Here is a 13,439-nt window from a genome sequence, read left to right as displayed (position 1 = left end):
GTCGTGTCCGGCAGCGGCGACAATTCTGACGGCAGCATTGCTTCACCGGTACCAGGCGCGCACGGGTGCGGGCCAGCAGGTCCGGGTCTTGCCCAATTGGCCGCGCCCAGCGCCCGCCGGGCTCGCGCTGAGCCGGCAGAACCTTCCGGTGTTTTCCCGCGGGATCGGGGACGCGTCCGGTGACACCCTTGCCTCCGCCGCCGGCGCAGTGCGCGGCGCGTACATCCTCGCCGACGCACCCTGCGAGCACCCAGACGTGATCCTGATCGCCACCGGCTCCGAAGTGCAACTCGCCCTCCAGGCCCGCGGCCGGCTCGCCGCGGAGGGCATCGGCGCCCGGGTGGTGTCCGCTCCGTGCCTGGAATGGTTCGTCGAACAAGACACCAGCTACCGCGAATCGGTGCTTCCCGCTTCGGTAGCCGCCCGGGTTTTGGGTGGAGGCAGGGCTCGCGTTGCCCTGGCGGGACATCATCGGCGACAACGGCCGCGCCGTGTCCATCGAACAGTTCGGGGCGTCCGCAGACTACGAGACCCTCTTTCGGGAGTTGGGGGTTACCCCCGACACCGTGGTAAGCGCCGCCCTTGACACGATTCGCGCAGCAACCCAATTGAATCGGCCTGACTTTCGTTCCGTTCTTCAAGCAAGGATGGAACACGATGAATCAGAAGTACTCGCCCGAGATGCGTGAGCGTGCGCTGCGGATGCTCGATGAGGCCAAGCCGGATCATCCGAACCTCATGACCGCCGTCCGACATGTCGCTGGACTGCTGGGCATGAGCGCGGAGACGTTGCGGGTGTGGCATCGCCGGCGCGAGGTCGATGCTGGCCAGCGGCCCGGAGTGTCGAGCGATGTCGCCGAGGAGAACGCGCGGCTGCGTCGCGAGGTCGCCGAGTTGCGGCGCGCAACGAGATCCTCAGGGCTGCGAGTGTGTTTTTCGCCAAGGAACTCGACCGCCCCACGATGAGATGATCCGCTTCATCGACGAGCATCGGGATCAGTTCGGGGTCGAGGCCATCTGCCGTGTGCTGCGCGCGGCAGTTCGTGGGTTCATTACCTCTCGCGGATATCGTGCCGCGAAACGACGTCTGCCATCGGCCAGACGCCTCCGGGACGAGTTGCTCGTCCCGGAGGTCGCCAGGCTGCATGCGGAGAACTACGGCGTCTACGGGCGACGGAAGATGCATGCGCTGATGCGTCGACAAGGCTGGGAGATCGGCCGTGATCAGACCGAACGGCTCATGCGTCTGGCCGGGGTCCGGGGTGTGAAGAAGTCGAAGCGGATGTTCACCACGCGGTCGGACAAGACGACGACGCTGCCTGCCGATCTGGTGAACAGGCGCTTCACCGCGCCGGCACCTCGCCGCCTCTGGATCTGCGACGTGACCTACGTGGCGACGTGGTCCGGGTTCGCTTACGTCGCGTTCGTCACCGACGTCTACTCCAGGCGCATCGTCGGGTGGAACGTCGCCTCCACGCTGCGGTCGGAGATCCTGCCGATGCAGGCACTCGACATGGCCGCCTGGCACGCCGGAGGCCGCCTCGACGGGCTGATCCATCATGCAGATCACGGGTCGAACTACACTGCGATGGTCTACACCGACCGGATCGCCGAACTCGGCGCCATCCCATCCACCGGGACCGTCGGCGACAGCTACGACAATGCCCTCGCAGAGGCGATCAACAACCTCTACAAGACCGAACTGATCCGTCAGCAAGGACCCTGGCGAACGGTCGAGCAGGTCGAGCTCGCAACCCTCGAATACGTGTGGTGGTGGAACAACTCCCGGCTCCACGGAGAACTCGACATGCGCACACCCTCAGAGGTCGAAGACGCGTACTACGCTGACCTCGAATCAGCCAATCCGGCACCTGTCAGACAAGGCTCCCGATAGGAACGAAAGTCAGGCCGATTCAAATCGACTCAGTAGTGCTCACCCAGCCGGCAAAGGAGTGAACGCGTTCGTCGGTCCACATCGACAGGGTAATCAGCTGGGAGCGTCAGCGGAGGAAAGTATCGCGTCCGCGACGCTCCAGGAGAAGATGTCCGAGGAGGAAGCTACCCAAAGACCCCTAAGCACCTACCGCTTGCGCGTCGGTAAAGCATTCATCGATCTGCGCGTCGAGGCCTGAAGACGAGCGCCGTGAATCGCCGGGGACACCCCATGGAACTACCCAATGGTGGCGTTACTCTTCGAGGTCTCCCGGAGATTCCTCTACACGTTGCGTTTCCGGGAGTTGGTCACGCAGTTGATCTGCCATCGCCGCGGCACCCTCACCCTCATGCGCGTCAGTAACCTCTTCGATGAGCCGACTCAGGTCTTCGCTAGCCGGAGCGCTCTGATCGGTGACTCCCTTACCATCAGGTACATTCTCCACCCGCAGCGTTCCCCCTCAGCATCGACGCCAGCGCCCCGTACTGGGCGCATTGAACATCAGACGCTCAGGATCGAGTCGCTCGGCCGCATCCATTAACCTTACGCTGTAAACCAGGAAACCCTGGGCGACCTATTAGTTCCGCAAATACTCGCCGGGCCTTGACCGCCGAAACGATACGGATCTGACCTTCAGCACTCAGGGCTGATCGCACTGGAATCCCCAGTGATCAACACCCGTTGAGGGCTTCCATCCCCGAGACCCCGCACTTGCGCCAGGAATATGTCATGACAAGACGGCCTTGGCCGTCCGGAAACCCGCCGGTTTCGCGTGACATCTAGTGTCATCCCGCCCCAATACCGACACCTGCAGTCGGCAGTGCGACGTTCAGCACTTCACCGATCCGGCCGCGCTCGGGAGCGTCGACTGTGGGGCCGTAGACGTCGAACTTCACGTGTTCGTAGACCTCGCGCACGAGGTCATAGACGAGCTGCGCACGCTGCTCCTCGTCGAGATTCGCGCGCTGTAGCGCGGGTCGAATCGAGCGAACGATCGCCTTGATTTCGGCATCAGTCATGGCCTTCTCCATCCTCGGTCTGTTCGTCCTTCACCCTGCGGCGAGCTACGCCGTTCGCGTCGAGCTGGCGCTCTATGTCGTCGATGATGCGCTGGGCTCGCTCGGATTGGGCGCGCCAGTGGTCGGCCTCGCTGGCGCTCTCGGGGAGATGGTTGTACGCGATCCGCTGATCCTCCGTCTCGGCGCGGTGCGCCATCTCGCCCGCGTACTCTTCCAGCGCGCCTACCAACAGGGCGTAGTCCTTCGGGTCAGTCAGGTCCAGCAAGACGGGCTCGAATGACGGTGACGGCTGCGTGTCCAACGTCACTCCCCCATCGGTCGGCCCTGGGGCAGTTCTCGAGCCCCGACCGGCGGGAACGGCTTGCCGTCGTTGTACTGGCGCTCTAGCCGCTCGACTTCCTTCATCGCGGCACCGCTGAGGAACTGCGAGAGGCTGCGCACGCCCTCGTAGGGGATCGTGTGCATGATCGCGCCGCGGATGCGGTCGGTGTCCTCCTGCTCCTGGTAGAACGACACCTTGGGCGGGTACTTGCTGCGCTTCTTCGGGGCGGCCGCCTGCGGCTCTGTGACGCTCTCTGCGGGCGGGGCCGGTGCAGCAGGCGTGGGAGCGGCTGCGGGAGGCTCCTGCGGCGTCTCAGCGGCCGGCGCGATGGGGTTCCGCCCGCTGAGGGTGGAGCGTTTGCGTTCGGGTCGGGCGCTCATGCGCGTACTCCTTCGAGGGTGGTCAGGTGGCCGCTGTAGAGGCCGCTGAGTGCGGTTGCTTCGGTACTCCCCCACTCGTCGAGGCCCTTGGACGCTTCGACGGCATCCGCGATCACGACGCGCTTGGGAACCGGCGGGGTAAGCACGCGCAGGCCGCGTGCCTCGGCCGCCTCGGTGAGGTCGTCGAGCCAGGCACGGCCGCTGACGGTGTTCTCCTCGTGCTGGTTGATGAGGATGCCGGCGACGTCGAGCTGCGCGTTGTAGTGCTCGCGCACGAGCGCGATCGTGTCGAGGAGCTGCGTCAGGCCGTTGGCGCTCCACAGCTTCGAGTGCGTCACGACCACTACCCCGTCGGCGGCCGTCAGGCCGTTGCTGGTGAGCTGGTCAAGGCTCGGCGCGCAGTCGATGAGGATCAGGTCATAGTCGTCTGCGACCTCGCGCAGCGCAGCGCGTAGGCGGCTCTCCCGGCCCGCTCCGGCGATCACGAGTTCATCCCGCACGCTGCCGAGCTCGACGCCCGACGTCGGCACGAGGTCGAGGCCGGGCCACAGCCCCGGCACGATGACGTCGCGCAGCGTCTCGTCGGCGTGCCTGCTCAGCGCATCGGCTAGGCCGGGCTGATCTTCCTCGACGGTTTCGGCTGCGATCGACGTCGTGAGGTTCCCCTGCGGGTCGAGGTCGACGGCGAGCACGCGACGGCCAGCCAGCACCGCGGCGCGGGCCAGGTGGAATGTCGTCGTGCTCTTGCCGACGCCGCCCTTCTGATTGCAGAGGGCGAGGATTCGAGCGGTCACGGTGTCACCTTTCATGTGTAACGGCAATAGTACTGTTAGGGGTGCGCCCCGCGGTGGAGGCGCACCCCTAAGTGCGGGATCAGAACGGGGTGTCGTCGCCCTGGTCGGCGGTCGAGGGCTTGCCGACCACGCGGACGCTCTGCCCGCGCAGGCTCACCGCGATCTCGTCGGCTCGGACCTCGTGCTGCAAGCGGCTCCCCTGGTCGCCCTTGTACTCGGTGACGCAGTAGCGGCCAGAGAACGTGACGCGGATGTTCCCCGACTCCTCCGCCGCCTCGACGAGGTTCTGCGCCTGGTTTCCGCTCACGGCGACGTCGTAGGCGACGGTGGGGCCGTCGGTGTAGCTGCCGTTCTCCTGGCGGATGCGATCGCTGACGAGGACGCGGGCGTAGGTGTACGGGCCGTTGTCCCCCTCGCGGAGGGTGGGCGTTGCGGCGAGGTTGCCGGTGCGGGTGATGTAGCTCATGGTGTGCTCCTTTGGTTTCGTCCCGGTAGTGGGAACAGTACTATTAGCGGGAATGGGGTTACAAGGGGATAGCTAAGGGCGCTCGACCTCCAATCGCCGGCCATCCATCTGCGACGGGTACAGCACGTGCTCGATGTCGCTGGTCGGGTGGGGGTTCACGAGGCGCACGCCCTGGACACTCCCCGCCCCGATGTAGCCGAGGCGCTGCGCGACGATCCGCGCCGGGCGGTAGGGCCGCCCGTCCCAGCTCAGGATGCGGTCGCCCGCGTGAAGGTCGGCCAGCTTGGTGATGATGAGGTTCTGCATGTCGTGTCCTGGTTCCGTATCGTCTCTAGTTCCGTGTAACTCTAATAGTACTATTAGGGTTACTGAGGGTCAAGCCTTCTTAGCTTCTTCGGCCAGCAGCTTTCCAACCGTTTCGGCCAGCAGCCACAGGCGATCGGCTGTCGCGCGTTCTTCGGCGGTGTAGTCGCCATAGGCGGCCTGGTGCTCGAAGTCCTCGCGGCCGCGCCGGGCCATGCTCAGCAGCATGTCGATTCCCTCGCACAGCTCGCGGTCGACCGGAACGACCCGCCCGCCGCCGTCGACGACGAGGCTCAGCGGTTCGGCCATCCCGTGCACGTGCATGGCGTAGCCGTCGCCCTCGCGCTCGACGTAGGCCGTCAGGATCGTTCGCGACTCCTCGTCGTCGAAGTCCACGCGCCCGTAGCTGTCGGGGTCGTCCCCGAGCGGCCAGAGCTGCGGCTCCAAGCGGGTGCCACGGTCATACGGGGTCAGGTTGCGGTCGGTCATGGTTCCTCCTTGTAACGGGATTAGTACTATTTGGGGTAGCGGGGTCAGGCAGCGAAGTGAGCGGCGACGCGCTCGATCTGATCGGGTCGGAGGTCGCACCAGTGATCGTCATCGTCGACCACGACGACAGGGGCCACGGTGTAGCCCAGTTCCTCGGTCACGTACTCGCGTGCTTCGGGGTGCTCGGTGATGTTGACCTCGACGTAGGGGATGCCCTTGCTGTCCAGCATCATCTTCGTCATCCGGCACTTCCCACACTGGGGACCGGTCGTGTAGACGGTTAGCACTTCCATTTCGTGATCCTCCCACCCCACTCGTTTTTTGCCGTGAAGGCGACTTGTCGCCGCTAGGGAGAGCCGGCCGTAGTGCCAGTGACCGTGGAATACCGGACTGAGCGAAGCGAGGGAGGATATGCCGCGAAAGCACTGGCGCGCAGGTTGGCCGACCGTATGCTGCCGAAGGCTTCACGGCAAAAGAACGGGCCGATAGGCCCTGACAGTCGGCCGGCTCCGTCCGGCCGTCCGTTAGCCGGCGCCGGCTCCGTCCGGTGTCGGCCGCCGCGGTCGTGAGCTGCGGCACGTGATCGGGGAACAGTACTGTTCCCGCCACACGTCGCGGCGACGGGAACAGTACTAATAGGGTCACTCGCATTGCTGAGTGGCGGCGATCCGGGCGGCGACGTTGCACACGTCGTAAGGGGTCACTTCGTTGAGGAGGATCGTTCGGGTTCCGCCGTTGAGGTCGATCCACCACACAGGGCGCACGGTGTCGGCGTCGATCCCGGCGCGGTGCTCGGGGAGGTCTGACGACGGGTCGACCGGGCCGAAGTAGAGCTGAGGAGTCCAGCTATCCGCGCCCATGTCGGTGTAGATCATCGTCGGGAAGGGGAGGAGCTGCGCGAGGTCGTCAAGCAGCGCGGCGACGTCGCTCGGGGTCAGGGTGTGCATGTGGTTCTCCTAACGGGATTAGTACTGTTCGGGTCAGTCGTTGGGGGCGGCGAGGTCGTAGCCGCCGAAGGGGGAGCGGCCGCCGACGTGGCGGCCGCCGTGGGGGTCGCGTCGAGTGATGACGGGTGCGCCGGGGCGCTGCCACTCGGCGGGGTAGTTCTCCGCGCACCACTTCGCCGCAACGGCGCGGGCCTTCTTTTCGTCGGCGGTGCTGAGCTTGGTCGGCAGGATCGGCAGGGCTCGCCATCCGGGCATCGCGTGGTCGTGCCAGGTTTCTACGGCCTCGTTCTCGTGCTCGGTGATGACGTGCCAGTGGCATGGCGGGCAGTTCGCCTGGTACATCAGCCCGCCGGGGAGCGGGTCGACGGTGTGGTCGTGCTCTGGGATGTCGCACCGAGTGTCGGCGTTGAGCATGTGCAGCTCGTGGGCCTCGTCGCTCGCGGCGACGTCCTGCCGACCGAAGTACGCGCGGTGCCACATGTGCGAGCGCATCAGGCATCCAAAACTGCCGTTCTCGCCCTTCCACCGCTCGAACGCGGCCACGAGGTCGTCGGGGTGGTGATATTCGGTGACGTACCGCAGCGGCACGCCCTCCCACGGCATGGCGGCGACGGCCTCGCGCTCGAACTCGGCCATATCGAACAGGGTCGGCTCTCCGTGCATGACGTTCTCCTAACGGGATTAGTACTATTCGGGTTACGCGGCGACCGGCTCGGGGGCGGGCTCGGTGATCGCGTCGGCCAGGGTGTGCGCGGTGCGCAGCACGTTCGCGGCGGTGGCCTTGATCGTTTCGGCCTCGCACTTGCTCCACCCGGCGACGTAGCCGACGCTGTAGGCGCTGGTGTCGAGTCCGAGGATCCCGGCGACGATGTAGGCGACGCTCTCGGCTTCGGTTTCCTTGATCCCGCGGTGCTCGACGTACTCGGCGTGATCTTCCTCGGCGTGCAGGATGACGTGGGCGGCCTCGTGAAGGGCGGTCTTGGCTGCCTGAGCGGGGGAGAGGTCCGCGTCGATCACGACGCGCTGCGTGCCGTCGGTGGTGGTGTACCCGTTCGCGCCTCCGGCGATCTGCTCGCGCTCGACGGTCCAGCCCTTGCCGGTGAGGTAGTCGGCCACGGCGTCGAAGATGCCCGCGGGGTCGTCTCCGGTGAGCGGGCGCGCGATGTCGGCCGGGTCGCCCGCTTCCTCGTCGATGAGGTCGGTTTGTCCCATGTCGAACACGGACACCGGGAAGAATCGCACCCGGCGCTGTTCCTCCTCCTCGCCGGTCTGCTCGTTCTCGACCGTCTCGCGCACGTCGCGGCCGCCGAAGATGCGGATTCCGCGCTCACCCTTGCGCACCTGGCGGTTGAGCTTCTGCCACGTCCGGTAACCGGCGACGTGGGACGCCTCGGGGCACTGGGAGAAGATCAGCAGCAGGTTCCCCAGGCTGTAGCGGTGGAACGACTGCGCGAAGGTCAGGAACCGCGCCCACGTCTCGGACTCGCGCAGCGCCTCGACCTGTTCCGCGATCGTCGCGTGCAGGGCCTCGGCCTCGGCGCGGCGCTCCTCGGGGCTCTTGGTGTTCTTGACTGTGCGTGCCATGTTCGGAACCTCCACCTAACGGGATTAGTACTATTTGTGTCTGTCTCACCCCCACGTCTTTTGCCGTGAAGGCGGTTTACCGCCGCTAGGGAGGACGGCCGGAGTGCAACCCGGAGGGCGGTGGGGGAGAGAGTTTCGGCGCGATGTGAGGGAGCGAAGCGACCGCGTGCCGAAAGTCTCGGAGGAGCCGGCGGCGCAGCCGCTTGAACGGAGGTTGGCCGACCGTATGCTGCCGAAGGCTTCACGGCAAAAGAACGGGCCGAAGGCCCTGACAGTGCCGGCAACGCCGGCTCGACCAGCGAGCCCTTGGGCTCGCCTCCGCGCAGCGGATCGTCGCTAGGCGACTCGCCGTCGTGGTGTCTCGATCGGCTTCGTTGCGGGGCCGTCGCAGTAGCGGCACCTGACGCCGATCGTCATGCCGTGTGCGCAGTAGCCCGGATCGATCCATTCCTCGTCGACGGCTTCGACGTCGGCGGCGTCGACGAGGGTTCTCGAGCGGAGATCTCCGTCGGCGTTGCGGTCGTACGGCCGCACGGCCGTTCCCTCGCGCTCCTCGACGATGATGCGACGAGCTGCGGCGTAGTCGAGCCGGCCATCGGGTCGGCGCGGGTGTGGGCCGTAGGCGTGGGTGCCGTCGTCGGGGACGAGGGAGAGCTGCCCCCGGCTCGGTCGACGTTTCGCGTCGGGTCGACGGGGTGCGTGCATCCACGCCTCCTCGGCCTTCCACCACGCCCACGCCTCGCGCTCGACGCGGTAGCGGGTAGCGCGGGCGTCGAGTCGCCCGGCGACTCCGGCGCGCTCGGCGGCCACGTCGAGGGGGAGCGCGTCGACGCGGTGCCAGCCGTCACGGGCGCGCTCGACGATGCCGGCGTAGGTGAGGCGGTGCAGCAGTCGACGGGTGCGTAGCGGGTCGGCGCCGATCAGGGGGGAGAGTTCGTCGAGGGGGCGAGCTGTGGTGTCGATTCGTGCGTAGAGGTTCCCGGCCAGGTGCCCGAGCGCGGGGCGGGTAGCGGTGAACAGGTCGTGTGCGGCATCCGTTGTTCGTGCGCGGAGCGTTGCGAGGATCGCGGTTCTCTCAGCGGCCCCGGCCCCAGGGGGGCGCGGGTCCGCTTGTGACCGGGCATGATCCGAGTTGCTGTGGAGAGCGCTCTGAGGGTCGATCGTCCAGTGAGCGGCGCGGGGTCCGTCCGCGGCCGCGGTCTGTGCGATCCATCCGTCCTCGGCCAGGCGCAGCAGCGCCGTCCTGGCCGTCTCGCGGCCGACGCCGGCCAGTAGGGCCAGGCGACGGGTATCGGCTTCCAGAGAGCCGCGGAGTGCGTGCAGGGCGAGTACGCACAGCACGTCGAGGATGCGGCGATCGGCGGGGCCTCCTCCGCGCGCCCAGCGGCCGGCTGCGGCGTCGGCGCGTCGCTGGACGCCGCGCACGTGCGCGGCGATCGCGTCGGCGCGCCGGTCGAACGTGGGATCGTCCCCGATCTGGCGATCACTGGCCGCGACGTACCGCACGGCCTTGTCCCACTGACGGGCGAGCACGCGGCGCTGCTCGACGCGGGAGCGGTTCACGCGACCGCGGGGGGTGACGCGGCTACGGACGTGCTCCAGGCCGGGCTCGGTATCGACGAGGGCGGCAACGTCAGCGTGCCGCCACCTAGCGGCCGCTGCGCCGACCAGGACGCGCCACAGCGTCGCTGAGGCGTCGGCGGGCGTCTCATGCAGCGCTGCGGCGCTGACGGCGGGGAGCTGGCGGCGGGGGCCCGCCAGGTGCAAACGGCCGTGGGCGTCCAGCGGCAGCGGCGCGTGCGGGTCGATGGTGCGAGCGGGCTCGGTGTCATCGACGAGGCCGGCGAGGACGCTCACAAGCGCGCGCACCTGGGCAGCGGTGGCCGTGGGCGTGCTGAGCACGTCCAGGTCGCCTCGGAGGACCGTGGAGTGCCCGCCGGCACGGTGCGGCGCTCCTGGGGGCCGCACACAGCCCGTCACGGGGTTCGTGAGGGGGGAGAGGTCGAGGGTGGGGCACAGGTGCCGCGCGAGACGCGCGAGGGTGGCGACAGTTTCGGCCTCGACGGACTCGGCCAGGCTGACCCATAGGTGGCGGCCGCCGGTCGGCCCGGACTCGCAAAGGACGTGCGACAGGCCGACGTCGGAGAGAAGGCCGGAGAGCACGTCGGCGTCGCGAGCTGCGGCTGCGGGGTCGCCGTGGGCGTCGAGGTCGAACGCGAGAAGCCGGAACCGCTGATCCGGTGCAGCAAGGTAGACCGCCCACGGTCGCTCAGGAGCAGCCGCGCCGATCGCGCGATCGCGGTACTCGTTCGCGATCGCACCGTACGCGTCGACGACGGCGACGCGTACGCGGGGGCGCGGGCTGATTGCGAGCGTTACTGTCCATGAATCTGCGCGCGAATACTGCGGATTGCTCGTAGTAGGGGTTATGATGACACCACCTTTCGACCCCGGTCGATGGGTACGACAAAGCCCCGGTTCCCTACCGGTTCTTGTCGGAACTGCCTCGATCTACCAGGTCGCCAAACTCAAGAAGATCAGGCACTTAGCTCTGGCCCCCGTCTCCTAGAGACGGGGGCTTGCTTGTTATGCGGCTCTCGTCGCGGCCTCCCCAGGGATATCGAGCTGGTTCGCGCGGTCTCGCGCGGGGGGGTCAACGAGCGGCATTCCGCCGTTCTCGTTGACGAGCTTCGTAATGAGCGCGTCAAGGTAGTAGGACATGGTGACGCCGGATGCCTCGGCTGCTTCGCGCACGTCGTCGCGTGCGGTGGGGGATACACGGCCCTGTAGCAGGACCGTCGGCGCGTCGTTGGGACGTCGCGCGCGTCGGCCGTAGTCGCTCATACAGGTCATCGTGCCGGGATTATGCATAAACATTGCGGCGACGCGCCGACGGGTGCGTGTGTAGTTCACGGCGCCTCTGTAACCGTGCAGTAGACATCGCCGAGAAGGATTGTTGCGCCGTCGGGTATCACGGTCGGTTCACCGGGGGTGAGTCGCTGCGGCGACACGGACTGCAGTTCGATGCCGTTTACGGAATGAAGGTCGGTCACGATGATGCGGCCGGCGTCATCGACGTCGATCGTTACGTGGGTGCGCGACAGCATCCGTCCAGGGGTGACGACGGCGAGCGGTTCGCGTCCATCCACGGGCTCCGGGTTGCGCCCGATGACGACGTGCGGGCCAGTGTCGACGCTGCGCTGGGTGCTGAACCTCAGGTGCAGCACGGCGGCGTGAGGTGTTGGGGATGCCGCTGTGCGGTGGCTGATGCGCGTGTGCTCGATGTTGTGTAGCTCCTCGAGCTCACCCAGCCGAGTTTGGGTGACCGGCACGGTGGCGGGGGGCGCGACGGTCTTTGGTTCGGCCGGGGGAGCGACCTCGGGGCGCAGCGGTTCGTCGATTTTGCATTGGACGCAGGTTGCGGAGGTCACCGGCTGTAGTCGGCGGCAGATGCGGCAGCGGCCCTCGTCGATGCTGAGGCCGTCGGGTGCGGGAATGGTGCCGTCGGTGCCGATGAGCTGTACGTAGCCTTCGGGGCGCACTGCGAGGGCGTGTGTGCGACCTTCCTCGGTCACATCGAGACGGATCGGGCGTCGCAGCTGGGTGCTGATCGCTACGGCGCGCGCGATGATGCCGGTGCGGAGCGCCGCGACGGATTCGGCCGCGCACGCGCGGCTGACGCCGTTGAGTGTGAGGGTGCCTGTGCCGTCACGGGCGACGGTGGCGGCAAGCCGGGGCCACTCCGGGATGCGGTGCAGCCCTGTGAGCGGCTCTGTGGCGTTCATGGGTACGTCTCCTGATCTACTGTCCGAGGGGGACGCCGACTGCTGCCATGAACGGCTGGGGGTCGACGTTTTCGCCGTTGATTTGCACCTCGAAGTGCAGGTGGCAGCCGGTTGACTCGCCGCTGCTGCCCACCCGGGCGATTTGTTGGCCGGCGGTCACTTGGTCGCCGGTTTGTACGAGCATTCCGGAGTCGTACATGTGCAGGTAGCGGGTGGCGATCCCGCCGCCGTGGTCGATGGTGATGTAACCGTTGCCGCTGCGATCGAAACCGCGGCCCGCGACGACCCCGTTTTGTGCCGCCCAGATCGGCGCATCGCACACGGGTGCGAGGTCTGTGCCGGCGTGGAGGCGAGCGGTGCCATAGATCGGGTGGATGCGGATCCCGTAGGGACTGCTGACTGGGGGAGAGGCAGGAGCAGCCCAGCCCTGTGCGCTGACGGTGCCGGGCACGAGGGTTTCGCAGGCGCCACCGCTGGGGCTGCCGTCCGCGGGGTTGAGGCCTGTGCGGATGCCTGTCAGGCCCTCAACGATCTGCACGGCGCCTTCCCAGTACCTGGTGTAGTGGTACGGGTCGGCGTTGACCTGCGTGCGGTGGGCGACGATCGTCGGTTCCAGTGATGCGCGGTCGGGAACTTTCGCTGTCATCGCCTGGAAGAACTTCGTCGACGAGATGTAGGGGTCCAGGCGTTCTTCCCGGCTACCCCAGCCGTCCTGCTGCTGAAAGAGACCGATGGAGGTCGTGCGGGTGCCGTCGGGGTTAGTGACCCCGCCGGTTTCCCAGTCGCCGTAGTCGATGTTGCGGAGGCTGGATTCGCCCATCGCGGTCATGACACCGATCGTTTGGTCCCGCGGAGTCAATCCGAGATCTTTCCCGGCTTGCATGACGTACGCGGCGTTGACGAGCTGCTCGTGTCCATACCCGGCGATTTCTGTGTGAGAAACCGACTCGGGGTCAATGGACACGCTCGAGCCGTCCGCCGCAACGGAGGCACCGCAGGAGTTGTCATCGCCTATGACGACGAGGCCCAGCATGGTTCCGATGATGAGCAGCGGTACCGCGGCGATGGCGTAGACGCCGCTGCCCTTGAGCGCGACCATCTAGTTCACACCCTCCGGGAGGATGAACCGGCTGGTAAGCCACGGGGATGTCGCGTCGGCGCGACTCATGACGACGCTGTACGTTCCAGCGGTAGTCGGCACGGCAACGGTGGCGACATATGCGCTGTCGTCGTTCGTGATCACGGCGGGACCGGTGACACCGGTTGCGGCGATCCGCGCTGGGTCGATGAAGGCGTAGTCCTGGGTCGCCTTCTGGTCAAGGAGCGGCTGCAATCCGGCCCACCACTGCTCGAAGGACAGATCGGGTCGCGCGTATGCGGCCATCACCGTCTCCGCAGCACTCACAGCGCTTTGACG

General features: G+C 67.0%; 16 protein-coding genes, 2 pseudogenes and 1 other annotated feature. Of the genes and pseudogenes, 2 read left to right on the top strand and 16 right to left on the bottom strand.

The genetic code is table 11. The features are described from left to right. Positions 1–103: 103 nt before the first annotated feature. Both MA875_RS16135 and MA875_RS16130 read left to right on the top strand, forming a co-directional pair. Positions 104–689, top strand: a pseudogene (locus tag MA875_RS16135) (transketolase-like TK C-terminal-containing protein); the annotation flags it as partial. Then, positions 658–1,894: pseudogene (locus MA875_RS16130) on the top strand (IS3 family transposase). The pseudogenes MA875_RS16135 and MA875_RS16130, both read left to right, overlap by 32 nt. Then, positions 929–1,044: a sequence feature (AL1L pseudoknot), on the top strand. Its footprint overlaps the pseudogene before it by 116 nt. Positions 1,895–2,718: 824 nt before the next feature. Here MA875_RS16130 and MA875_RS16125 read toward each other — a convergent pair. The 16 genes from MA875_RS16125 to MA875_RS16050 all read right to left on the bottom strand — a co-directional run bounded on the left by MA875_RS16125 (position 2,719) and on the right by MA875_RS16050 (position 13,406). Continuing rightward, positions 2,719–2,964 (bottom strand): hypothetical protein, encoded by a 246-nt coding sequence (locus tag MA875_RS16125; protein ID WP_248243275.1) that lies wholly within the window; start codon positions 2,962–2,964, stop codon positions 2,719–2,721. After that, positions 2,945–3,253: a hypothetical protein gene (locus MA875_RS16120; RefSeq protein ID WP_248243274.1), complete on the bottom strand. Its 309-nt coding sequence runs from the start codon at positions 3,251–3,253 to the stop codon at positions 2,945–2,947. Before MA875_RS16120 ends, MA875_RS16125 begins: the two co-directional genes overlap by 20 nt. Positions 3,254–3,255: 2 nt before the next feature. Continuing rightward, entirely contained in the window at positions 3,256–3,654 is a 399-nt protein-coding gene (locus tag MA875_RS16115) for a ParB family protein (RefSeq protein ID WP_248243273.1), read from the bottom strand. Continuing rightward, the gene (locus tag MA875_RS16110) at positions 3,651–4,448 is read right to left on the bottom strand and encodes a ParA family protein (RefSeq protein WP_248243272.1); all 798 of its coding nucleotides are present in this window, start codon (positions 4,446–4,448) and stop codon (positions 3,651–3,653) included. The genes MA875_RS16115 and MA875_RS16110 overlap by 4 nt, the downstream gene beginning before the upstream one ends. Before the next feature lie 79 nt (positions 4,449–4,527). Next, positions 4,528–4,914, bottom strand: a complete 387-nt coding sequence (locus MA875_RS16105) for a single stranded DNA-binding domain-containing protein (RefSeq protein WP_248243271.1) — start codon at positions 4,912–4,914, stop codon at positions 4,528–4,530. Positions 4,915–4,986: 72 nt separating this feature from the next. Then, the gene (locus MA875_RS16100; protein WP_248243270.1) at positions 4,987–5,220 is read right to left on the bottom strand and encodes a hypothetical protein; all 234 of its coding nucleotides are present in this window, start codon (positions 5,218–5,220) and stop codon (positions 4,987–4,989) included. 69 nt (positions 5,221–5,289) lie between these two features. Then, entirely contained in the window at positions 5,290–5,706 is a 417-nt protein-coding gene (locus tag MA875_RS16095) for a hypothetical protein (protein ID WP_248243269.1), read from the bottom strand. Between the two features lie 44 nt (positions 5,707–5,750). Further along, positions 5,751–5,999, bottom strand: a complete 249-nt coding sequence (locus tag MA875_RS16090) for a glutaredoxin domain-containing protein (protein WP_248243268.1) — start codon at positions 5,997–5,999, stop codon at positions 5,751–5,753. A gap of 348 nt (positions 6,000–6,347) precedes the next feature. Further along, a complete protein-coding gene (locus MA875_RS16085; RefSeq protein ID WP_248243267.1) occupies positions 6,348–6,653 on the bottom strand; it encodes a hypothetical protein in 306 nt (101 codons plus the stop codon). Positions 6,654–6,686: 33 nt separating this feature from the next. Further along, positions 6,687–7,316, bottom strand: a complete 630-nt coding sequence (locus MA875_RS16080; RefSeq protein WP_248243266.1) for a DUF6349 family protein — start codon at positions 7,314–7,316, stop codon at positions 6,687–6,689. Positions 7,317–7,349: 33 nt separating this feature from the next. Next, positions 7,350–8,237 carry an ArdC-like ssDNA-binding domain-containing protein gene (locus tag MA875_RS16075; protein WP_248243265.1) on the bottom strand — a complete coding sequence of 296 codons (888 nt, stop codon included), beginning with the start codon at positions 8,235–8,237 and terminating at the stop codon, positions 7,350–7,352. Between the two features lie 336 nt (positions 8,238–8,573). Beyond that, positions 8,574–10,400, bottom strand: a complete 1,827-nt coding sequence (locus MA875_RS16070) for a hypothetical protein (protein WP_248243264.1) — start codon at positions 10,398–10,400, stop codon at positions 8,574–8,576. 423 nt (positions 10,401–10,823) lie between these two features. Further along, on the bottom strand, positions 10,824–11,150 hold the full coding sequence (locus tag MA875_RS16065; RefSeq protein ID WP_248243263.1) for a hypothetical protein: 327 nt from the start codon (positions 11,148–11,150) through the stop codon (positions 10,824–10,826). Beyond that, positions 11,147–12,022, bottom strand: coding sequence for an FHA domain-containing protein (locus tag MA875_RS16060; protein WP_248243262.1), 876 nt, complete (start codon positions 12,020–12,022; stop codon positions 11,147–11,149). The genes MA875_RS16065 and MA875_RS16060 overlap by 4 nt, the downstream gene beginning before the upstream one ends. Positions 12,023–12,038: 16 nt before the next feature. Then, on the bottom strand, positions 12,039–13,121 hold the full coding sequence (locus MA875_RS16055) for a M23 family metallopeptidase (protein WP_248243261.1): 1,083 nt from the start codon (positions 13,119–13,121) through the stop codon (positions 12,039–12,041). After that, positions 13,122–13,406, bottom strand: a complete 285-nt coding sequence (locus tag MA875_RS16050) for a hypothetical protein (protein ID WP_248243260.1) — start codon at positions 13,404–13,406, stop codon at positions 13,122–13,124. Positions 13,407–13,439 lie beyond the last annotated feature (33 nt).

It is taken from the genome of Microbacterium kunmingense, from assembly GCF_023155745.1.
Lineage (GTDB): Bacteria > Actinomycetota > Actinomycetes > Actinomycetales > Microbacteriaceae > Microbacterium > Microbacterium kunmingense.
Note: the sequence above shows the minus strand (reverse complement) of the source record. Positions and strands in the feature narration are given on the sequence as shown.